Source organism: Aeromonas sp. 603757 (assembly GCF_049171255.1).
GTDB lineage: Bacteria > Pseudomonadota > Gammaproteobacteria > Enterobacterales > Aeromonadaceae > Aeromonas > Aeromonas veronii_A.
The window spans coordinates 78,230-98,694 of sequence record NZ_JAAKOE010000016.1; the positions used below are offsets into that span (position 1 = coordinate 78,230).

Annotated in this window: 20 protein-coding genes; 9 read left to right on the forward strand and 11 right to left on the reverse strand. The window is 61.8% G+C overall.

Annotation, left to right across the window (positions count from 1 at the left end; translation table 11 throughout):
• Positions 1-92: 92 nt before the first annotated feature.
• The 8 genes from G5332_RS15360 to G5332_RS15395 form a co-directional block, all read right to left on the reverse strand.
• Positions 93-758: an amino acid ABC transporter permease gene (locus G5332_RS15360; protein WP_043850026.1), complete on the reverse strand. Its 666-nt coding sequence runs from the start codon at positions 756-758 to the stop codon at positions 93-95.
• Positions 755-1,966 carry a threonine synthase gene (locus tag G5332_RS15365; RefSeq protein ID WP_421311341.1) on the reverse strand — a complete coding sequence of 404 codons (1,212 nt, stop codon included), beginning with the start codon at positions 1,964-1,966 and terminating at the stop codon, positions 755-757. The genes G5332_RS15360 and G5332_RS15365 overlap by 4 nt, the downstream gene beginning before the upstream one ends.
• Before the next feature lie 195 nt (positions 1,967-2,161).
• Complete coding sequence (gene cbl, locus G5332_RS15370) at positions 2,162-3,109, reverse strand: HTH-type transcriptional regulator Cbl (protein ID WP_040067353.1); 948 nt, start codon at positions 3,107-3,109, stop codon at positions 2,162-2,164.
• Positions 3,110-3,232: 123 nt separating this feature from the next.
• On the reverse strand, positions 3,233-4,300 hold the full coding sequence (locus tag G5332_RS15375; protein ID WP_421255264.1) for a sulfate/molybdate ABC transporter ATP-binding protein: 1,068 nt from the start codon (positions 4,298-4,300) through the stop codon (positions 3,233-3,235).
• A gap of 22 nt (positions 4,301-4,322) precedes the next feature.
• On the reverse strand, positions 4,323-5,213 hold the full coding sequence (gene cysW / locus G5332_RS15380; protein ID WP_040067350.1) for a sulfate ABC transporter permease subunit CysW: 891 nt from the start codon (positions 5,211-5,213) through the stop codon (positions 4,323-4,325).
• Positions 5,210-6,049, reverse strand: coding sequence for a sulfate ABC transporter permease subunit CysT (gene cysT, locus G5332_RS15385; RefSeq protein WP_040067348.1), 840 nt, complete (start codon positions 6,047-6,049; stop codon positions 5,210-5,212). The genes cysW and cysT overlap by 4 nt, the downstream gene beginning before the upstream one ends.
• A gap of 271 nt (positions 6,050-6,320) precedes the next feature.
• Positions 6,321-6,896, reverse strand: a complete 576-nt coding sequence (locus tag G5332_RS15390) for an RBBP9/YdeN family alpha/beta hydrolase (RefSeq protein ID WP_040067346.1) — start codon at positions 6,894-6,896, stop codon at positions 6,321-6,323.
• Positions 6,897-6,952: 56 nt separating this feature from the next.
• Complete coding sequence (locus tag G5332_RS15395; protein WP_040067344.1) at positions 6,953-7,954, reverse strand: sulfate ABC transporter substrate-binding protein; 1,002 nt, start codon at positions 7,952-7,954, stop codon at positions 6,953-6,955.
• Positions 7,955-8,171: 217 nt separating this feature from the next.
• Here G5332_RS15395 and G5332_RS15400 point away from each other — a divergent pair, with 217 nt between their 5' ends.
• The 4 genes from G5332_RS15400 (at position 8,172) to G5332_RS15415 (ending at position 10,773) form a co-directional block, all read left to right on the forward strand.
• The gene (locus G5332_RS15400) at positions 8,172-9,434 is read left to right on the forward strand and encodes an MgtC/SapB family protein (protein ID WP_421311345.1); all 1,263 of its coding nucleotides are present in this window, start codon (positions 8,172-8,174) and stop codon (positions 9,432-9,434) included.
• Between the two features lie 86 nt (positions 9,435-9,520).
• Positions 9,521-10,111: a sugar O-acetyltransferase gene (locus G5332_RS15405; RefSeq protein WP_421311346.1), complete on the forward strand. Its 591-nt coding sequence runs from the start codon at positions 9,521-9,523 to the stop codon at positions 10,109-10,111.
• Positions 10,108-10,446, forward strand: a complete 339-nt coding sequence (locus G5332_RS15410; RefSeq protein WP_202002874.1) for a DUF1294 domain-containing protein — start codon at positions 10,108-10,110, stop codon at positions 10,444-10,446. The genes G5332_RS15405 and G5332_RS15410 overlap by 4 nt, the downstream gene beginning before the upstream one ends.
• Positions 10,447-10,560: 114 nt before the next feature.
• Entirely contained in the window at positions 10,561-10,773 is a 213-nt protein-coding gene (locus G5332_RS15415; protein WP_005340264.1) for a hypothetical protein, read from the forward strand.
• 85 nt (positions 10,774-10,858) lie between these two features.
• Here G5332_RS15415 and yrfG read toward each other — a convergent pair whose 3' ends face one another.
• A complete protein-coding gene (gene yrfG, locus G5332_RS15420; RefSeq protein ID WP_421311348.1) occupies positions 10,859-11,539 on the reverse strand; it encodes a GMP/IMP nucleotidase in 681 nt (226 codons plus the stop codon).
• Between the two features lie 147 nt (positions 11,540-11,686).
• On the opposite strand from yrfG, the gene nudE reads away from it, so the two are divergent.
• The 3 genes from nudE to G5332_RS15435 all read left to right on the forward strand — a co-directional run bounded on the left by nudE (position 11,687) and on the right by G5332_RS15435 (position 14,854).
• Complete coding sequence (nudE, locus tag G5332_RS15425; protein ID WP_257696371.1) at positions 11,687-12,295, forward strand: ADP compounds hydrolase NudE; 609 nt, start codon at positions 11,687-11,689, stop codon at positions 12,293-12,295.
• Positions 12,296-12,332: 37 nt separating this feature from the next.
• Positions 12,333-13,145 carry a 3'(2'),5'-bisphosphate nucleotidase CysQ gene (cysQ, locus tag G5332_RS15430; protein WP_042053272.1) on the forward strand — a complete coding sequence of 271 codons (813 nt, stop codon included), beginning with the start codon at positions 12,333-12,335 and terminating at the stop codon, positions 13,143-13,145.
• 437 nt (positions 13,146-13,582) lie between these two features.
• Complete coding sequence (locus G5332_RS15435; protein ID WP_139478336.1) at positions 13,583-14,854, forward strand: aromatic amino acid transport family protein; 1,272 nt, start codon at positions 13,583-13,585, stop codon at positions 14,852-14,854.
• 75 nt (positions 14,855-14,929) lie between these two features.
• On the opposite strand, the gene metJ is transcribed toward G5332_RS15435, so the two are convergent.
• Complete coding sequence (metJ, locus tag G5332_RS15440) at positions 14,930-15,253, reverse strand: met regulon transcriptional regulator MetJ (protein WP_005340251.1); 324 nt, start codon at positions 15,251-15,253, stop codon at positions 14,930-14,932.
• 205 nt (positions 15,254-15,458) lie between these two features.
• Here metJ and metB point away from each other — a divergent pair, with 205 nt between their 5' ends.
• Together metB and G5332_RS15450 are read left to right on the forward strand one after the other, a co-directional pair.
• On the forward strand, positions 15,459-16,631 hold the full coding sequence (gene metB, locus G5332_RS15445) for a cystathionine gamma-synthase (RefSeq protein ID WP_421311351.1): 1,173 nt from the start codon (positions 15,459-15,461) through the stop codon (positions 16,629-16,631).
• A complete protein-coding gene (locus G5332_RS15450) occupies positions 16,631-19,087 on the forward strand; it encodes a bifunctional aspartate kinase/homoserine dehydrogenase II (RefSeq protein ID WP_421311353.1) in 2,457 nt (818 codons plus the stop codon). Before metB ends, G5332_RS15450 begins: the two co-directional genes overlap by 1 nt.
• A gap of 93 nt (positions 19,088-19,180) precedes the next feature.
• Here the strand turns inward: G5332_RS15450 and G5332_RS15455 are convergent, their stop codons facing one another.
• Entirely contained in the window at positions 19,181-20,446 is a 1,266-nt protein-coding gene (locus G5332_RS15455) for an inorganic phosphate transporter (RefSeq protein ID WP_005343043.1), read from the reverse strand.
• Positions 20,447-20,465: the final 19 nt, after the last annotated feature.

A 20,465-nucleotide genomic window follows, 5' to 3' on the forward strand; every position in this document is an offset into this window, starting at 1 on the left:
ATTGAGCCCTCCTTTCCTGCGCCTCGGTGGCGAATGACTGCGGCAGCTGGAAGATAAGTGCCCACATCGGGATCCTCGCCTGCATTAGCGATTCAGTGACCGAACTGACCATGTTGCAGCCTCCTTTCAACGACGCGCAGAGCGAGGGAGAGCGGCAAAAAGATCAGCACGCACATCAAGGTCAGCACCGCCAGCATCTCGTAGGTCTTGTAGTAGAGGGCGATGTAATTCTTGGTGGTGTAGAGCAGCTCTGGCACCGCCACCGCCGAAGCCACCGTCGTCTCCTTGAGCAGGAAGATGAAGTTGGCAAACAGCGCCGGCAGGCTGGCGAGCCAGGCCTGGGGCAACTGCACGTGGCGCAGCAGTTGCCAGCGAGAAAGCCCGATAGCCCTGCCAGCCTCCAGCTGACTGGCGGGCACCGCCTGAATGCCTGCACGCAGAGCCTCGGTCAGATAACCACCGCCGAGGAAGGTCATCGCAATCACCGCGGTGGTAAACCCGGAGAGCGACAAGCCGAGCGCAGGCAGCCCGAAATAGAGGAAGAAGAGCTGGATCAGCAGCGGCGTGTTGCGAGCCAGCTCGACATATCCGCGGATCAGGGCGCTGAGCGGCCGCTTGTGCAGGCTCAACAGGGCGACGTTGAGCAAGGCGACCGCCAGCGAAGTGAGGATCACTATGGTTCCCAGCTGCAAGGTGACCCAGACCGCCTTGCCGAAGGCGGGCAGCGTTGTGACGATAAAGGGCAGATCCAGATTCATGCCGGGATCCTCCCGTCACGCTGCAGACGCTGGGGCAGCACAGTGATCGCATCCGGGTACTTGATGCCGGCACCGGTATTGAGCACCACGACCTGCTCTCCCCCACGGATCCAGCCAGCCTCGCGCAGTTGACGAGCAGCAGCAAACGCGGCAGCCCCCTCAGGGCAGACAAAACTGCCCTCGCGAGAGGCAAGCTGGCGGATCTCGCTCTGGATGGCCTTGTCATCCACCGCGATGGCGCAACCCTCGGTGCGATAAAGGGCGTCCAGCACCAGAAAATCCCCCAGCGCCTTGGGTACATTGATGCCGAACGCCAGCGTTTGGGAGTCGGGCCAGAAGCTCGATTCGGTGGCTCTCTGTTGCCACGCCTCTACGATGGGCGCGCAGCCACTCGCCTGTACCGCGACCAGTCTGGGCAACGCGCCCTTGACCCAGCCCAGCTCCTGCAGCTCGCGCAGCGCCTTGTAGATACCGATGAGGCCGACCCCGCCACCGGTCGGATAGATGATCACATCCGGCAGGGTCCAGCCCAGCTGTTCGGCAATCTCCAGCCCCATGGTCTTCTTGCCCTCAATCCGGTAGGGCTCCTTCAGGGTTGAGGCGTCAAACAGGGAGTGCTCCGCCACCGCCTGCGCCACCTGACGACCGGCGTCGCTGATAAGGCCATCCACCAGATATAGACGGGAACCGGCGAGAGAGGTCTCCAGTCGGGTGATGGCGGGGGCTGCCTGCGGCATAACGATGGTGCTGCGCAGTCCGGCACGGGCACCGTAGAGCGCCCATGCAGCGCCTGCGTTGCCGTTGGTCGGCATGGCGAAGTGAGTGACGCCGAGTTCACGCGCGCGGGAGATGCCCACCGCTGCACCACGAGCCTTGAAAGAGCCGGTGGGGATGACGCTCTCATCCTTCATCCAGAGATCCGGAATACCGATCTGCTTGCCCAGCGTAGGCAGCCGTAGCAGTGGGGTGAATCCCTCCCCCAGCGTCACAACGTGGGCGGGATCCCGTACCGGCAGCAACTCGTGATAACGCCACAGGCTGGCCGGGCGCCCCAGCAATGCCGCCGGGTGCCATGCTCGCTTCAGCGCATCGAGATCGTAGCTGGCCAGCAGTGGCGCACCTGCCCGGCTCAGTTGCCAGGGCTGGTCAGCCTCATGGATCTCGCCACTCTTGCTGCAACGCAGATGTGATAGGTAGCTATACGGCATGCTTTATCCTGAATGGATCGACTTTGGTCAGTCACTTATTCCATCCTGCAACCCAAGTACCGGATAACAAACAAAATTAACTGGCAAACCTAAGTGAAAAAATTCATATGAAGCCGTCTGTTTTCGCTGGCAATCTCATCTGCCAGCAATAAGGAAGGGGAGCCATTGGCTCCCCTTCTGGGCTTCTCTTCCGATTCAAATCTGGAAGTCGAGGGCAGGCTCGCTGCCCATGGCGCGGGCCTGAATATCCGCCAGCGCCAGCTCGGGGTTGCAGAGCTGGATAAACTGCCAGGCAAAGTTGTGCTGGAACTGCCCCTGCTTGAGGCCAATCCAGGCGGTATGGGGGGCAAACAGATGGCTGCCGTCGAGCTGTACCAGCCCCTGATCGCGCTGCGCGTCGAACGCCATGTCGGCCAGTATGCCGACCCCCATCTCCAGCTCGACATAGGTCTTGATGACATCGGAGTCCTGCGCCGTCAGCAGGATCTGCGGTTCAATGCCAGCCGCAGCAAAGGCTTCATCCACCCGCACCCGCCCGGTCAACCCGGCTTGATAGGTGACGATAGGCCAGTTGGCCAGCGCCGCCAGCGTCAGATCCCGCTCGCCTGCCAGCGGATGTTGCTCGGGCACCACGATGTTGTGGTGCCAGCGGTAGTAGGGGAATGCCACCACCCCTTCGCTCTTGTCGAGCTGCTCGCTGCTGATGCCGATATCCACCTCGCCGGTCTGCACCAGCCGCACTATCTCCTCCGGGCTGCCCTGACGAAGCTCCAGCTGCACCAGCGGGAACTGCTCGCGAAACGCCTTCACCACCCGCGGCAGGGCATAGCGGGCCTGAGTATGGGTGGTCGCCACCAGCAAGCGGCCCGAGTCGCGGTTGGCAAAGGTGCTGGCCAGTTTGCGGATGTTGTTGGCGTCATTGAGAATGCGCTCGGCAATCACCAGCAGCTCCTTGCCAGGCTCGGTCATACCGAGCAGCCGCTTGCCGTAGCGTATAAATAGTTCGATCCCCAGCTCCTCTTCCAGCTCGCGGATATGGCGACTCACCCCGGATTGCGAGGTAAAAAGGGCGTTGGCCACCTCGGTCAGGTTGTAATCCCGCCGCGCTGCCTCCCGGATAATTCGTAACTGCTGAAAATTCACCTTGTCGCCTCCTGCGAAGAGTGGGCGACACAATCTGCTCGCCCCTCTCATTTTTGTTATTTGGCCGGATCATGCCCCGGCAGAGCGCCTGAACCGGGCGGCCACACCGCCCGCAACACAGCATCAAATCTGATAATCGGGATAGAACTGCGCCTGTCTGGCCACCAGCTTGACCCCCTGACCCGGAACAAACTGCTTGGCCGCCTCCTTGGTCAGCTCCGCCTCGTAGTGGGCCCCTTTGGTTTCGCCATCGCCACGCAGCTCCACCCTAATGCGTGGTCCCATGGGCAGCAGACGGGTAATGGTGGCGCGGATCCCGCCCGGCGCATCGGCTGGCAAGATCTCCAGTTCATGGGGGCGGACATAGGCGATGGCGGCACTGCCGTGAGCCAGATGGGAAGCCGACGGCCCGCCGAGCAGCTGCTCGCCGACACCGAATCCCTGCTCCGCCACCCGACCGCGGAACTGGTTCACACTGCCGAGGAAGCTGTGGACGAAGGAGCTGGCGGGCTGGTCGTAGACCTCGGCCGGGGTGCCGATCTGCTCGACCCGTCCGGCATTCATCAGCACCACCCGATCCGCTACCTCCAGCGCCTCCTCCTGATCGTGGGTGACGAACAGGCTGGTGACGTGCAGCTCGTCGTGCAGCTCGCGCAGCCAGCGGCGCAGCTCCTTGCGCACCTGCGCATCGAGGGCGCCGAAGGGCTCGTCCAAGAGCAGTACCTTGGGCTGCACCGCCAGCGCGCGGGCCAACGCAACCCGCTGGCGCTGACCGCCTGAGAGCTGGGTCGGATAGCGCTCGGCCACGTGGCTGAGCTGCACCAGATCCAGCAGCTCTTTGACCCGGGCACGAATGGCCGCCTCGGCCGGGCGCTCGCTGCGCGGTTTGACCCGCAGGCCAAACGCCACGTTTTCGAATACCGTCATGTGGCGAAACAGGGCGTAGTGCTGGAACACGAAGCCGACGTTGCGCTCACGCACATGGAGATCCGAGGCATCCTCGCCACGGATGATGACGTGGCCAGAGTCGGCCTGCTCCAGCCCGGCGATGATCCGCAGCAGGGTAGTCTTGCCACAGCCGGAGGGGCCAAGCAGGGCCACCAGCTCACCGTCGTGAAAGTCGAGGTTGATGTCTGCCAGCGCCGCGTACTGATTGAAATGCTTGTTGAGTTGTTGAACCTGAATGCTCATGGCTGCCTCTTTAAAACGGTGATCAGTGAGATTTGGTGGGCTGGGCACGCAGCCGGGCCAACAGGGTTTCACCCAGCAGGGTGAAGATCCCGAACAGAGCCAAGAGGCTTGCCACCGCGAAGGCGGCGCCGGTCTGGTACTCGTTGTAGAGGATCTCGATATGCAGCGGCAGGGTATTGGTCTGGCCGCGAATATGGCCGGAGACCACCGACACCGCGCCAAACTCCCCGACCGCGCGGGCGGTACAGAGCAGCAGGCCATACATCAGGCTCCAGCGAATGCCGGGCAGGGTGACGCGCCAGAACATCTGCAGGCCGCTCGCCCCCAACATGATGGCCGCCTCTTCCTCTTCCGGGCCGCGCGCCTCCATCTGGGGCAGCAGCTCGCGCACCACGAAGGGCACGGTAATGAAGGTGGTGGCCAAGATGATCCCCGGGGTGGCGAAGATGATCTTGATGTCGTGTTCGCTCAGCCAGTCACCGAACCAGCCACGGCTGCCGAACATCAACACCAGCATCAGACCGGCGATCACTGGCGACACCGAGAAGGGCAGATCGATGATGGTGATGAGCAGCTGCCGACCGGGGAAGCGGAAACGGGCGATGGCCCAGGCCGCCGCAATCCCGAACAGCAGGTTGAGAGGAACCGCACAGAGCGTCACCAGCGCGGTGAGACCGAGGGCACTCAGAGCGTCCGGCTCGCTGATGGCGTGCCAGAAAAAAGCCAGCCCCGGCGTCAGCGCCTGAATAAAGACGGTTGCCAACGGCAGCAGCAACAGGGCGGCAAACCAGCCGAGACCCACCGTGATGAGCAGCCACTTGACCCACTGGGGTTCACGGATCACGACCGGCGCCTTGCGAGCGGGGGTCACCTCCACCGGGGCCACCTCAATGGCGATAGCAGATGAACTCATATCCGGCTCCCTCCGATGCGAGACCAGCTCCAGGCCTGCAACTTGTTGATTAGCAGTAACAAAATGAATGAGATCAGCAGCATCACCACGGCAATGGCAGAGGCACCGGCGTAGTCATACTCTTCCAGGTGGCTCATGATCATCAGCGGCGCGATTTCCGAGACCATCGGCAGGTTGCCGGCGATGAAGATGACGGAGCCGTACTCCCCCACCCCGCGGGCAAACGCCAGCGCAAAACCGGTGAGCAGGGCAGGCACCAGGGTCGGCCAGAGCACCCGCAGAAAGGTCTGCCAGCGATCGGCGCCGAGGCTGGCGGCCGCCTCCTCTTGCTCGGTTTCAGCCTCCCGCAGCACCGGCTGCAGGGTACGCACCACAAACGGCAATCCGATAAAGGTGAGTGCGATGACCACCCCGATAGGGTTGTAGGCGAGCTGGATGCCGAGCGGCGCCAGCAACTGGCCGATCCAGCCGTTGGGGGCGAAGATGGCGCACAGGGCGATGCCGGAAACGGCGGTCGGCATGGCAAATGGCAGGTCGATCAGCGCATCCACCAGACGACGACCGGGGAAGGTGTAGCGCACCAGGATCCAGGCCAGGATCAGGCCAAACAGGCTGTTGAGCAGCGCCGCGACAAAGGCCGCACCGAAGCTCAGGCGAAAGGAGGCGAGCACCCGGGGTGAACCTATCACCTGCCAGAACTCGGCGGCGGTCAGGTTGTTGATCGCAAACAGCACCAGGGCCGAGAGCGGCAACAGCACCAGCAGGCCCAGATAGAGCAGGCTGAACCCCAAGGTGGGGCCAAAACCGGGCAGGACAGAATAAGAACCAAATCGCATAACACATCCATCTGTTATGAAGAATTTTCGATATGGTGATTCTGCTCACTCCCCTCATCGGCAACAAACACCATTTGCGACTTTGCTAATTACTTTTTTATCTAACAACGGTGGGACAAGGCTTTTAGAGCGATCCAAATAAAAAAAGGTCTTTTATATAAATAAAAGACCTAAGAAATGGAGCAATACGGAGCGGAGCATTCAAAGAACGGGGGCATGGAGTAGCCAGCGAACAGCGCGCTCGCCAACCCTCCAACCACTTCACAGATACCTAGCGAAAGCCCAATACGACCGGCCGGGGCGATGCGGCCTTGACCGGTGCCACTACCAGCTCACCACGGCGGTAGAGTGCCCCCAGCAAATGCAGCCCCTGATGCCAGTCCCCATGACCTGACTGGGCATTGATATGGCCCGCCTCACCGGCATCGAACAGCGGCACCTGCCACTGACGGCTCCAGTATTCGGCCCGTTCAAAGCTCATCCAGGGATCATTGCGGCTGGCCACCAGCTGGGCCGACACCTGCAGCGGCCCGGCCAAGGCCTCATCCGCAATGCCAAAACGGGCGGGATCGGCGGGCGCCACCAGAAAGATCGAGGCCACCTTCTCCGGCTGCAAGCGGGCCGCCGCAATGGCGGTCAGCGCGCCAAAAGAGTGAGCCACCAGATGAACTCGGCTGCGTCGACGTTTCAGCTTGCTCGCCAGCTTGGCACTCCAGACCCTGAGGTCCGGCTTGTCCCACGGCAACCCGGTCATCCGCTGCCATTGGGGAAAATGATCGTGCCAGCGGCTCTGCCAGTGATCCGGCCCACTGTTGTGCAGACCGGGAACCAGGAGGATCTTGTTCATCTTGGTGCTCCTATCGGCTGGCACAGGGGCCAGTTCAGTGATGGATAACGAAGCTATCAACGACCCGGCTGATAGATCTGGTCAAACAAACCACCCTGGGCGAAGTGTTTCTTCTGGGCTTTCTCCCAATCCCCTTCCAGATCCTTGACGGTAAAGAAGGCAAGCTGCGGGAACTGGGCTGCCGTCTCCTTCAGGATCGCCGGGTTGCTGGGGCGATAGTGATGTTTGGCGACGATATGCTGCCCCTCGTCAGAGTAGAGATAATCGAGATAGGCCTTGGCCACCGCTTCGGTACCGTGCTTCTTGGCCACCTTGTCCACCACCGCGACCGGCGGCTCCGCCAGAATGGAGACTGAAGGCACCACCAGCTCGAACTTGTCGCTGGCACCCGCCTGACCAAGCACCAGCAGGGCTTCGTTCTCCCACGCCAGCAGCACGTCACCGAGACCGCGCTCGGTAAAGCTGGTGGTGGCACCGCGGGCGCCGGAGTCCAGCACCTTCACGTTCTTGAATAGATCGCCAACAAACTGCTTGGCCCCCTCTTCACTGCCGCTCTTCTTCAGGGCATAGCCCCAGGCGGCCAGATAGTTCCAGCGGGCCCCGCCGGAGGTCTTGGGGTTGGGAGTCACGATGGCGACATCCTTGCGCACCAGATCATCCCAATCCTTGATCTGCTTGGGATTGCCCTTGCGCACCAGGAAGACAATGGTGGAGGTATAGGGCGAGGCGTTGTTGCCGAGGCGACTCTGCCAGTCGGCAGCGGTCAGCCCCGCCTTGGCGATGGCGTTGACATCGTAGGCGAGCGCCAGCGATACCACGTCGGCTTCCAGCCCATCCACCACGGCGCGAGCCTGCTTGCCGGAGCCACCGTGAGACTGGCTCACCACCACGTCGTCACCGGTCTTCGCCTTCCACTCCTTGGCAAAGGCGGCGTTGTACTCCTGAAACAGCTCGCGGGTCGGATCGTAAGAGACGTTGAGCAGGCGGATCTCGGCGGCATTGGCCTGACCAAATGCCAGCAGAGAGAGCAGGGTCAGGGCGGTCATTCGCAGTTTCATGGTGATTCTCCATATCTTGTTGGGTTGAGAACAGCATGCCGTGGAGTTGTTATGCCCAGAAGAAAGAAATAACTCTTTGCTTATCTCTTTTGCTCATATCAACTCAGCCACCCGCACCGGAAGCCGGACGCAGACTCTGTGAGCCATGCCCCTCTGCCTGCTTACGTCCTGTGCCATCATGGGAACAAGGCAGGCAGATGACGAAAAGGAAGTCGTTATGTGGATCAATGCAGAACCGGTCAACGGAGCCCTGGTCTCGCTGGCCATCGGCCTTATCATCGGGCTGGAGCGGGGCTGGCAGGTGCGCCAGCTGGGGGATAACCAGCGCATCGCCGGGATGCGGACCTACGGCCTCATCGGCCTGCTCGGCGGGGTGTGCGGTTTGCTGCTGCCCACCCTGGGCCCCTGGCTGCCGCTGCTCGGCCTGCTGGCGGTGGTGATCGGCTGCGGCCTCTCGGTCTGGCTGGCCCAGCGCTGGCAGGGGGAGTTCGGCCTCACCAGCTCGGTAGCCATGCTGCTCACCTATTTGCTGGGACTGATGTCGGTGCTGCTGAGCCCGAGCGAAGCGGTGGCCTGCGCCGTGCTGGCCGCCCTGCTGATGGGCTTGAAGGGACAGATCCAGCAGGGGATGCTGTTTCTCAGCGAGACCGAATTCCACGCTACCCTGCGCTTTCTGCTTATCTCGCTGGTGCTGCTGCCGGTGCTGCCCAACGAGGAGATGGGCCCTCTCGATGCCTTCAACCCCTTCAAGATCTGGCTGATGGTGGTGGTGATCGCCGGCATCTCGTTTTGTGGCCACTTCGCGGTACGCCTGCTCGGCACTCGCGCCGGGCTGGTGCTCACCAGCATACTGGCGGGATTGGCCTCCTCCACCGCTCTCACCCTGCAGTTCGCTCGCCTCAACAAGGAGCAGGGCGGGCTGGAGCGGCTGCTGGCTACCGGCATCCTGCTGGCGGGGGCCACCATGTGGCTGCGGCTGCTGGTGCTGGTGCTGCTCATTCACAGCGGGCTGGCGATGCGCCTCGTCGCCCCCCTGCTGCTGCTGTCCACCACAGTCTACGGCTTCGCCTTCTGGTTCTGGCGCCAGCGCGAGGAGCTGACAGACGGCCCGGTACAGCCGGAAACCAGCAACCCGCTCGATCTGGCCACCGCCATCAAGTTCGGCCTGCTGCTGGCGTTGATCGGCTTTATGGCAACGCTGCTGCAAGACAAGGTAGGCAACTCGGGGGTCTATCTGCTGTCGCTGGTGTCGGGGATCACCGACGTGGACGCCATCACGCTGTCGCTCTCCCAGCTCTCCCACAAGGAGCTGGCGCTGGAGGTGGCTGCCCGCGGCATCCTGCTCGCAGGGCTGGTCAACTCGCTGGTGAAGGGGTTGCTGGCACTCGGCATCGGTGGTCGCAGTCTGGGGCTGCGGGTGCTGCTCCCCTACTTCGTCTCGGCCCTGCTGATCCTGCCCCTCGTCTGGCCCGCAGGTTGACGGGGATCACCTGCAACAAGTGACAGACTGACGGCGCCCCTGACAGTCACGTATACTGCCTGTTCTTGCAGCATGAGGAGGTAGCAATGGCGAGCGACTGGGACAAGGTACTGGCTGGCGGGGCACTGAATAGCCAGAGCGAGGAGATAGCCAACGACCGGATCCGCGGTCAGGCGTTGCTGGCCCGGCTCAATGGTTCATCGGCGGGAGATGGCCCTCTGCGCCAGCAGATCTGCCGCGAGCTCTTTGGCCACTGCCCCGACTCCTGCTGGATCAGCACTCCCTTCACCTGCGAGTTTGGCCGCAACATTCATATCGGCGAGAAGACCTTCTTCAACTTCAACGTCACCATTCTCGACGTGGGCGAAGTGCACATCGGCAGCCATGTGCTGCTGGCCCCCAACGTGCAGATCTACACCGCCACCCACACCATGAACTATCTGGAGCGACGCAACTGGACCGCCTACAACAAGCCGGTGCGGATCGGTGACGACTGCTGGATTGGCGGCGGCGCCATCATCTGCCCCGGCGTCACCATAGGGCCGCGCTCCATCATAGGTGCCGGCGCCGTGGTCACCCGCGACATCCCGGCCGACTCGGTGGCGGTGGGCAATCCGGCCAGGGTGATCCGCCCCCTCAAGCAGGACGAGGAGCGCTGCTGGGAGCTGGCCCAGTGATGGCGCTGGCGCTGCTGCCACTGGGCGCCGCCCTCTGGCTCGGCCTCGGCGAACAGCAGTGGTGGCCGCTGGTCGCACTGCTGACCATGAGTCTGCTGACAGTGGCAGCCTACGCCTGGGACAAGCGGCAGGCGGTACGGGGTGAATGGCGCATTCCCGAATCTAGGCTCCATCTGCTGGAGCTGTGCGGCGGCTGGCCGGGCGCTCTGGTGGCCCGCCAGTGGCTGCGTCACAAGACCCAGAAGCGCAGCTACCGGCTGGTCTTCTGGTTTATCGTGCTGTTGCACCTCACCCTGTGGGCGCTCTGGGTCGGTCGGCCACTCTGGCAGCAATAGCTGTCTGCGTCACAAAGGGACAATGGGCCCCATTGCGGCCAATTGGCGGCTATGAGAAAACAGAACGGATCCCATCAGCGTTTTCGCCGTTTATAGACGACAAGGAGTCGTGACATGACCATGTGGACAGGCATCGTCCTGATCGTATTTATCAGCGTATTGTTCGGATATCTCGGCAAGCGGGCTCGCTATCAGATGGGGGATGCCCGCATCACCGACCGCCTCGGCAAGCAGGATATGATCATCAGAGAATTGCAGGAGCGGATCGCCAATCTGGAGGCGATCGTCATTGAGGAAGAAAAACGGCGCCCGTTCCGGGAGCTGTGATTTTTCGCCATCAGGCGTCAGATAACCAAAATTCAAATCAAAGAAAGAGGGCTGCATGATGCAGCCCTCTCTCGTTTCAGCAAATTCAGATTGCCAGCGGCAGCAACTCCGCATAATCGCGGATCGCCGGAAAAGCGGTGATGTTCTGCTCCGGCTTGCAGCTGTCCGGATTCTGGATCGCCAGCTGATAGCCGATGCCATAGTCGGCGGCGGCCCGCAGGATCCGCTCGCTGTCATCCACAAACAGGGTGCGGGCCGGATCGAACACCAGCCGCTGTGCCAGCGCCTGCCAGCAATGCTGGCTCTCCTTCGACCAGCCCAGCTCATGGGTACTCACCATCAGATCCAGATGCTCGCTCAGCCCCAACTGCGCATCCTTCACCGACAGGCTGGCGGGGTGGGCGTTGGTGAAAAGCACCAGCTGCTTGCCCGCGGCGCGCAGCTCGGCCAGAAAGGGGATGGCGTGGGGACGCCACTGGATCTTCGCCAGCAGCTCCTGCTTGAGGGCACGAATATCGAGCCCCAGGGTCTCGCTCCAGTAATCCACGCAGTACCAGTTGAGGGTGCCGTTGACGGCGTGATAGTGGACGTCGATCTGCGCTTTGGCTTCATCCAGCGGCAGACCGAGCCGCTCGGCGTAACGCTCCGGCACCAGCTGCTGCCAGAGGTGGTTGTCAAAATGCAGATCGATCAGGGTGCCATCCATATCGAGCAAGACGGTATCTATCTGGTGCCAGGGCAAGGTGGTGGAGCGGGAGTGTGGCATCGGGTCTCTTGATCTCGGTGTCGCGAAAGAAATGGAGCGGCAGTATAGCGGATTTTTCCTCCCCCTTTACCATCCCTGGCCCGTGGTGTTCGGTGTGAGAGTCGTTTACTCTTGAAGCACGATTTTTTAACGAGCAGCCAGCGTCCGATGAGCGACCCCCACAAGAGCAAACCCGAGCACATCTCAGCCGACCAACTGGATCACCCCAAGAGCAAGCCGGAGATCCTCAAGGCCGATATCGTAGCCGAGAGCCGACTGTTCAAGGTGGAATCGCTACACCTAAAATTCTCCAACGGCGAAGAGCGGGTCTACGAGCGGATGCGCGGCGGCAACCGGGGCGCCGTCATGGTGGTACCGCTGTTCGATGCCCACACCCTGCTGCTGGTGCGCGAATATGCCGCGGGCACCCACTCCTACGAGCTGGGCTTTCCCAAGGGGCTGATCGACCCCGGTGAAGATGCCTTCGAGGCGGGCAACCGGGAGCTGATGGAGGAGGCGGGCTTTGGCTCCAGCAGCCTAACCCTGCTCAAACAGGTGTCGCTGGCCCCCGGTTACTTCTCCAGCCGGATGGACATTTTACTGGCGCGGGATCTCTTCCCAGAGCAGCGGATCGGCGATGAACCCGAACCGCTGGAGGTGATCCCCTGGCCGCTAAACCGGATCGACGAATTGCTGGCGCGACCCGACTTCACCGAGTCGCGCAGCATCAGTGCCCTGCTCTTGGCCCAAAAGTGGCTGGCGGAGCAGGCAGAGTAGCCCGCAGACGGGCAGTTAACAGACAGAGGATAACGAGATGCAGGAGTTGTTGGCCTGGGTGCCGGGGGTCAAGGAGATTGCCCGCGAAGCCGGAAGGATCCTTCACGACATCTATCATGGCGGTCAGTTCGAGCGTCAGCTGAAGGAGGATGCGACCCCGGTCACCAGTGCCGATCTTGCTGCCGATGCCTACCTCAAACAGGCGCTCTCGGCGCTCACTCCCCACGTTCCCGTGCTGACCGAAGAGGCGGCCGATATCCCCTTCAGCCAGCGATCCAACTGGCGGCAGTACTGGCTGGTGGACCCCCTCGACGGCACCGGCGAATTTATCGCGGGCAGCGGCGACTTCGCCACCCTGATCGCCCTGGTGCGGGACAATGTGCCGGTGCTCGGGGTCATCTATGCTCCCGAGTCCAACGTGCTCTACTGGGCGGTGCGCGGCTACGGCGCCTTCAAGGAGGTGAATGGCGAGGTGTTGCCCATCAGCGCCATGCACCACGAGCATGACCAGCCCGACTCGCTGGTAGTAGCCATCAGCCGCCGCCAGAAGCTGGAAAACCTCACCCGCCGTCTCAACCCGGCCATCAACTACGAGCTGATCCCGCTCGGCTCCAGCTCCCTCAAATCCTGTCTGGTGGCGGAAGGAGCGGCCGATTGCTACGTGCGGCTCGGCCCCACCGGCGAGTGGGACACCGCCGCCGCCCAGTGCATCGTCGAGGCAGCCGGTGGCCGTATCCTCAGCCTGGCGTTGCAGCCACTCAGTTACAACGAAACCGAGTCGCTGGAGAACCCTGACTTTATCGTGATGGGGGATCCGGATCTCGCCTGGGGCAGCATTCTGGCCCACTAGACGAGTAGCGATATCATCACACCAGACAAGCAGGCGGCCCGATGGCCGCCTGCTTTTTCAGAGTCGTTGTCCGGGGTGATGGCCGGTGTGATCCGCTGGTCAAGGCGCTCTTGAACAGCGTGATACGCTGGCAAAGCGGCAAAATGATAGTGAAACATCACAATCGGTCGGCGAGAAATGGTACGATTTTTCACGTAATTCTGAAAACACCTGATTAGCCAAAATAAAAAAATGACAGTAGATCAAATTTTGGTTTTATATTTCACATAAATTACAAATATCAGTTTTGTTTCATTCTGCGATCCAGATTCCATTCCCAATCTCGCTGGCTAAACCCCGCAATGGCAGTGATATGTTTCAGTCTCGCTTTTTGAGAATTAAATCCCGATAAACCACAATGAACTCAGATTAAAACACTAACAAAAAGTGAATTAGTAATGAGTTTATCTGTAGAGGCTACCAAGGAGCTATCCGGTTCCGGCTCCACCACGTCCAGCACCACCCGCTGGCGCCGTCACGACACCCACTGGGTCATCAGTCTGTTTGGCACCGCCGTTGGCGCCGGTATCCTGTTCCTGCCCATCAATCTGGGTCTGGGCGGGATCTGGCCTCTCGTCATCGTCGCGGTACTGGCAGGCCCCATGACCTTCCTGGCCCACCGCGGGCTGGCGCGCTTCGTGCTCTCATCGTCACGCCCCCACGCCGACTTCACTGAAGTGGCGGAGGAGCATTTCGGCAAGATGGCCGGTCGCCTCATCTCGGCGCTCTACTTCCTCTCCATCTTCCCGATCCTGCTCATCTACGGGGTCGGGCTGACCAATACGGTAGAGAGCTTTATGGTCAACCAGCTCGGCATGGCGGCTCCGGATCGGGTGATGCTCTCCGGCGTACTGGTATTCGCCATGATCGCAGTGATGCTGGCGGGTGAGAAAGCGATGCTGCGCGCCTTCGCCTTTATGGTCTATCCGCTGGCGGCCATTCTGGCGGCCCTCTCCTGCTACCTGATCCCTCAGTGGCAGTGGCCGGAAGTGACCGCGTTTGAAGGAGTCAGCTTCCTCAACACCGTCTGGCTGGCGCTGCCAGTGACCGTGTTCGCCTTCAGCCACGCCGCCGCCATCTCCGGCTTTGCCAACGTGCAGCGTCGGGAATATGGCGAGCAGGCAGAAGCCAAGAGCGGCCTGATCCTGCGCAACACCACAGTAATGCTGGTGGGCTTCGTGCTGTTCTTCGTCTTCTCCTGCGTGCTGAGCCTCTCGCCAGCCCAGCTGGCTGAAGCCAAGGCCCAGAACGTCTCTGTGCTCTCCTATCTCGCCAACATCACCGACAACCCGGTGATCGTGACTCTAGGGCCGCTCATCGCCTTTATCGCTATCAGCTCCTCCTTCCTCGGCCACTTCCTCGGTGCCCGCGAAAGCCTGAAAAGCCTGATCGCCAAGCCCACCGGCCTGCCGCTGGCCAAGGCGGACAAGCTGGGCATCGCCCTGATGTTCTTCGCCATCTGGGGCGCCGCCGTCATCAACCCGGGTATTCTGGGGCTGATGGAGACCCTCTCCGGCCCGGTCATCGCCATGATCCTGTTTATCATGCCGGTGATTGCCATCTACAAGGTGGAGGCGCTGGCCCGCTTCCGTCACGGCTGGACCAACGGTTTTATCCTGCTGACCGGCTCGCTGGCGGTATCGGCGCTGATCTTCAGCCTGTTGAAATAACAACAGCCCCGTAAACGGGGCGGCTGAAACGACAAGAGGCGACCCACGGGTCGCCTCTTGTTCATTGCAAATCGCTTACTCTTTGTCGAAATCTTCGATCTCTTTGCCCAGCGCTTCCATGATGGCGCGCGCTTCGGCCGGGACACTGTCCGGTTGATCCTTGCGCAAATCTTCGTCGCAAGGGAGCGGCTGGCCGGTGAAAGCGTGCAGGAAGGCTTCACAGAGCAGCTCGCTGTTGGTCGCATGACGCAGGTTGTTCACCTGACGGCGGGTGCGCTCATCGGTCAACACTTTCAACACCTTGAGCGGGATCGAGACGGTAATCTTCTTGACCTGTTCGCTCTTCTTACCGTGTTCCGCGTAGGGGCTGACGTAGTCGCCGTTCCACTCTGTTCCCATGACTCACCTGTTCTCATTTAGCCGTGAGCGCGGATTTTAACCCTTAAGGAAATTAATGGCAATCCAACAGCAAAGCCATTTAGACGTCTGGAAGTGTTGACGGCTTTTTTAAGCTGGCGTAGTGTGGTTGTCCATGAGCCCGCAATGGCGGGATGGCGCGTGGCAGCAAGATGCCGGCGTGTGAAGAGACATCAAGGAGAGTGATATGACCCACAAGGCCACCCTGGCGGTTCGCACCGGGATTGAGACAGACACACAGCACGGTGCCGTGGTGCCCCCCATCTACCTCTCCAGCAACTACACCTTTGCCGACTTTGGCGAGCCCCGTCAATACGATTATGCCCGCTCCGGCAATCCGACCCGCACCAATCTGGCGGACGCGCTGGCGGCGCTGGAAGGGGGCGCTGGCGCCGTGGTCACCGGCACCGGCATGGGGGCCGTCCATCTGGTCACCACTGCACTGCTCAAGGCTGGGGATCTGCTGATTGCCCCCCACGACTGTTACGGCGGCACCTGGCGCCTGTTCGAGTATCTGGCGGCCAAGGGCCACTACCGGGTGCAGTTTGTCGATCTGGGGGATGAGGCCGCTCTGGCCGCCGCACTGGCCCAGAAGCCTGCGCTGGTATGGGTCGAGACCCCCTCCAACCCGCTGCTGCGGGTGGTGGATATCAGCGCCATTGCCAGCGCCGCCCACGAGGTGGGTGCGCAGGTGGTGGTGGACAACACCTTCCTCTCCCCCCTGCTGCAACAGCCGCTCGCTCTTGGTGCCGACGTGGTGGTGCACTCCACCACCAAGTACATCAACGGTCACTCCGATGTGGTGGGCGGAGTGGCGATTGCCAAGGAGGCGGCACTGGCCGAGTCGCTGGTGTGGTGGGCCAACTGTCTGGGGCTCACCTCCGGGGCGTTCGACTCCTACCTCACCCTGCGCGGCCTGCGCACTCTGGCCCCCAGATTGCGCACCCATCAGGAGAACACCGACCGCATCCTCGCCTTCCTGCAACAGCAGCCGCTGGTGAAACGCATCTATCACCCCAGCCTGCCGAGCCATCCGGGCCACGACATTGCGCGCCGTCAACAGTCCGGCTTCGGCGCCATGCTAAGTTTTGAACTCGATTGCAACGAGGCAGGCATTCGCGCCTTCCTCGCGGCCCTCACCCTCTTCTCGGTGGCCGAGTCCCTCGGCGGGGTAGAGAGTCTGGTGGCCCATCCGGCCAGCATGACCCACAGGGCCATGACCCCGGCGGCGCAGCAGGCAGCAGGCATCAGCGCCCAACTGCTGCGGTTGTCGGTCGGTATTGAACACGGTGAAGACCTGGTGGCCGATCTGGCTCAGGCTTTTGAACAGGCGCAGCAGGCAGAACAGGTAGCGAAGTAATGGAACAGCAGCAACAAGGAGAGATCGCGGTGGCAGCAGAAGCAGGATTGAAACGACGTCACGTCCACAAATTTGGTGGCAGCAGTCTGGCGGATCCGGTCTGTTATCGCCGGGTCGCCAGCATCGTTGAACAACAGGTGGGTGGCGACGAGCTGATCGTGGTCTCCGCCGCCGGCAAGACCACCAACCGGCTGATCCAGCTGGTGGAGCTGGCCGAAGCGGGGGACGAAGCCGCCGGTGAAGCCATCTCTGCCCTGCAGGCCTATCAGCAGAGCCTAATCGACGGCTTGCTGGAGGGTGAACTGCAGCTCGATCTGAGCAAGCAGCTGGCCGACGACATGCAACTGATCGCCAAAACGCTTGAAGGGCAGTTTGATCGCTTCGCCCGCAACGGCCTGCTCGCTTTTGGCGAAGTGTGGTCGGCGCGCCTGCTGGCGGCCCTGCTCACCAGCCGCAGCGACAAGGCTATCTGGCTCGATGCCCGCAGTTTCCTGCGCGCCGAGGATGGCGCTCTGGTCAAGGTAGATACTGCGCTCTCCAGCGAACTGCTCAAGGCGCGACTGGCGGAGCATGCCGGTCGCATCGTGGTAACCGGCTTTATCGCCGCCGACATGGAGGGGCGCTCCCTGCTGCTCGGTCGCAATGGATCCGACTACAGCGCCAGCCTGTTGGCGCTGCTGGCGGACGGCGAATCCACCACCATCTGGAGCGATGTGGCCGGGGTCTATAGCGCCGACCCGCGCCGGGTGAAAGAAGCGCGTCTGCTGGAGCGCCTGAGCCTCGCCGAAGCCAACGAGCTGGCCCGCCTTGGCTCCTCGGTGCTGCACTCGCGCACCCTGCAACCGGTGGCCGACAGCCGCCAGCGCCTCACTTTGCGCTGCAGCTACAACCCGGACGAGGGCTGCACCCATATCCTGCGCCGCGCCCCCCGCTCCGGTGGCGCCCGCATCGTCTCCTCGGTGGATCAGATCGCCCTCATCGAGCTGAAGGTGCTGCCGCAAACCAACTACGAGCAGACGGTGGCCACCATCGAGGCCCATCTGGCTCGTCACCGTCTCAACCCGCTCACCCTGCAGCGCCAGCCGGATCGCCGGATCCTGCGTCTCGCCTATACCCTTGAGGTAGCACAGGGCGCCTTCGAGCTGCTGCGGGACTTTCAGTTGCAAGGGAACTTCACCGGCCTCATCCAGAAAGAGGGGTACAGTCTGGTGGCGCTGGTCGGCGCCGGTGTCACCGACAACGCGGAGCAGTGCCACCGCTTCTATCAGCTACTGGCAGATCAGCCGCTGGAGTTCGTACAGGTGGCCAGAGATGGCCTGAGTCTGGTGGCCGTGTTGCGTCAGGTAGTGCTGGAGCCGCTGCTCATCGCCCTGCACAGCGCCCTGTTCAGCCGCCCGACCCGGGTCGGACTGGTGGTGTTCGGCAAGGGCAATATCGGCGGCCACTGGCTGAGCCTCTACGCCCGTGAAAAGGCACGGCTGGAACATGAGCTCAATCTGGCGCTCACCCTCTACGGGGTGTTCAGCTCGGAAGGGGGCCTGCTGGATGAAGAGGGACTCAACCCCCTCAAGGTACAGGACAACTTCAACCCAAAACCGCTGATCTGGCCGGAGTTGCTCTCCCAGCTTGAGCAGCACGGCTTCGACGCGCTGATTGCGCTGGACATGACCGCCAGCGAAACGGTGAGCCGCTACTATCCGGATTTTGCCCAGCTCGGCATTCACATCATCGCCGCCAACAAGTTTGCTGGCGCCGCCGACAGCGAGTTCTACCAGCGCATCAAACAGACCTGCCGTGACCATCAGGTACAGTGGCGCTACAACGCCACCGTGGGTGCCGGGTTGCCAATCCAGTCCAGCATCCAGATGCTGCGCCAGAGCGGCGACCGCATTCAGGGGGTCTCCGGCATCTTCTCCGGCACCCTCTCCTGGCTGTTCCAGCAGTATGACGGCACCCGCCCCTTCTCCGAGCTGGTGGATGAGGCGTGGCAGCACGGCCTGACCGAACCGGATCCCCGCGAAGATCTCTCCGGCCAGGATGTGCGGCGCAAGCTGCTTATTCTGGCGCGGGAAGCAGGCTTCGAGCTCGACTCCGCCGATATCGAGCTGGAGAATCTGGTGCCCGTCACGCTGCGCAAGGTGACCGCCGATCAGTTCATGGACAGACTGAAAGAGCTGGATGGCCCGATCCAGACCGCCTTCGAGGGAGCCAAGCGCCTGGGCAAGGTGCTGCGCTACGTGGCCCGCTTCGAGCATGACGGCAAGGCGCGGGTCGGACTGGAGGCGCTGGAGCCCCACCACCCGTTTGCCAACCTGTTGCCATGCGACAACATCTTCGCCATCGAGAGCGACAGCTACCGCACCAACCCACTGGTGATCCAGGGACCGGGGGCGGGTCGGGAAGTGACCGCCGCCGCTATCCAGTACGATCTGTGGCAGATCTGCGCCAGCCTCTAAGGGAAATATGCAAAGGGAGCAACACCTCAGCTCCCGCACACAATAAAAAAGCCCGAGTCGATGACTCGGGCTTTTTGCTGAATGCCGCTTCGATTAGGAGAAGCAGGCCTGCAGCACGTAGAAGATGGCGATAGCCAGAATGGCACCGGCAGGCAGGGTGATGATCCAGGAGACCACGATGTTGCGCAGTACCCCCAGGTTCAGCGCCGCAATGCCGCGCGCCAGACCAACACCCATCACAGCACCGACCAGGGTTTGGGTGGTGGAGATGGGCAGACCGGTACCGGAGGCAATCACTACGGTCGCGGCAGTCGCCAGCTGGGCAGCAAAACCACGGCTCGGGGTCAGGTGAGTGATGCCGGTACCGACCGTCGCCATAACCTTCTCGCCCATGGTCGCCAGACCGATCACGATACCGATACCGCCGAGGGGCAGGATCCACCAGGCAATGGCTGCCTGACTGGAAATCTCGCCACCGGAAGCCACGATAGAGGCCACCGCAGAGAGCGGGCCGATGGCGTTGGCCACATCGTTGGAGCCGTGGGCAAAGGCCATGGCACAGGCGGTGATCACCATCAGGATGCCGAACACCTTCTCCACGTTGGCGAAGTGCATCTTGCTGTCATCCTGCGGGTTGTACTTCTGGCCGCGAATGTAGATCCAGCCGGCAAACGCCACTGCGATGGAGATGGCGATGGAAAGCAGAATGCCCTCGCCATCGCTCAAGTGCAGACCGACGTGGGTCAGCCCCTTCTTGATGGTCACCAGACAGATCACCAGCGCAGTCAGGAACATGTAGAACGGCACATAGCGCTTGGCGTTGTTCAGGGGATCATCGGTGTTGAAGATAAGCTTCTGCACGCTGATGAACATGAAGTAGGCGATGACACCTGAGATGGCCGGGGTGATGACCCAGGAGCCGACGATGCCGCCAAACTTGCTCCACTGCACCGCTTCCGGGCCAATGCTCACCACCGCAAAACCGACGATGGCGCCGATGATGGAGTGAGTGGTGGAGACAGGCCAGCCGAAGTAGGAGGCGAGGATCAACCAGGCGCCTGCCGCCAGCAGGGAGGCGATCATGCCGAGCACCAGCAGGTCCGGGCTATCGACAAACGCATTGCTGTCGATGATGCCGTTACGGATGGTGGCCGTCACTTCGCCACCGGCCAGATAGGCACCGGCAAATTCGAAGATCATGGCAATGATGATCGCCTGACGGATGGTCAGGGATTTGGTGCCGACCGATGTCCCCATGGCGTTGGCCACGTCATTCGCGCCAATGCCCCAAGCCATCAAAAAGCCGAACAAGGCCGCCACGAGCACCAGAGTGGTGCCGTAATTCGCGATAATGTCCATTAATAGTGTTTACCCAGTC

What these genes read in the sequence shown, in the direction of transcription:
- G5332_RS15360 (WP_043850026.1), bottom strand. Translation starts at nt 758, where the DNA reads ATGAATCTGGATCTGCCCTTTATCGTCACAACGCTGCCCGCCTTCGGC.
- G5332_RS15365 (WP_421311341.1), bottom strand. Translation starts at nt 1,966, where the DNA reads ATGCCGTATAGCTACCTATCACATCTGCGTTGCAGCAAGAGTGGCGAG.
- G5332_RS15375 (WP_421255264.1), bottom strand. Translation starts at nt 4,300, where the DNA reads ATGAGCATTCAGGTTCAACAACTCAACAAGCATTTCAATCAGTACGCG.
- cysW (WP_040067350.1), bottom strand. Translation starts at nt 5,213, where the DNA reads ATGAGTTCATCTGCTATCGCCATTGAGGTGGCCCCGGTGGAGGTGACC.
- cysT (WP_040067348.1), bottom strand. Translation starts at nt 6,049, where the DNA reads ATGCGATTTGGTTCTTATTCTGTCCTGCCCGGTTTTGGCCCCACCTTG.
- G5332_RS15390 (WP_040067346.1), bottom strand. Translation starts at nt 6,896, where the DNA reads ATGAACAAGATCCTCCTGGTTCCCGGTCTGCACAACAGTGGGCCGGAT.
- G5332_RS15395 (WP_040067344.1), bottom strand. Translation starts at nt 7,954, where the DNA reads ATGAAACTGCGAATGACCGCCCTGACCCTGCTCTCTCTGCTGGCATTT.
- G5332_RS15400 (WP_421311345.1), top strand. Translation starts at nt 8,172, where the DNA reads ATGTGGATCAATGCAGAACCGGTCAACGGAGCCCTGGTCTCGCTGGCC.
- G5332_RS15405 (WP_421311346.1), top strand. Translation starts at nt 9,521, where the DNA reads ATGGCGAGCGACTGGGACAAGGTACTGGCTGGCGGGGCACTGAATAGC.
- G5332_RS15415 (WP_005340264.1), top strand. Translation starts at nt 10,561, where the DNA reads ATGACCATGTGGACAGGCATCGTCCTGATCGTATTTATCAGCGTATTG.
- yrfG (WP_421311348.1), bottom strand. Translation starts at nt 11,539, where the DNA reads ATGCCACACTCCCGCTCCACCACCTTGCCCTGGCACCAGATAGATACC.
- nudE (WP_257696371.1), top strand. Translation starts at nt 11,687, where the DNA reads ATGAGCGACCCCCACAAGAGCAAACCCGAGCACATCTCAGCCGACCAA.
- cysQ (WP_042053272.1), top strand. Translation starts at nt 12,333, where the DNA reads ATGCAGGAGTTGTTGGCCTGGGTGCCGGGGGTCAAGGAGATTGCCCGC.
- G5332_RS15435 (WP_139478336.1), top strand. Translation starts at nt 13,583, where the DNA reads ATGAGTTTATCTGTAGAGGCTACCAAGGAGCTATCCGGTTCCGGCTCC.
- metJ (WP_005340251.1), bottom strand. Translation starts at nt 15,253, where the DNA reads ATGGGAACAGAGTGGAACGGCGACTACGTCAGCCCCTACGCGGAACAC.
- metB (WP_421311351.1), top strand. Translation starts at nt 15,459, where the DNA reads ATGACCCACAAGGCCACCCTGGCGGTTCGCACCGGGATTGAGACAGAC.
- G5332_RS15450 (WP_421311353.1), top strand. Translation starts at nt 16,631, where the DNA reads ATGGAACAGCAGCAACAAGGAGAGATCGCGGTGGCAGCAGAAGCAGGA.
- G5332_RS15455 (WP_005343043.1), bottom strand. Translation starts at nt 20,446, where the DNA reads ATGGACATTATCGCGAATTACGGCACCACTCTGGTGCTCGTGGCGGCC.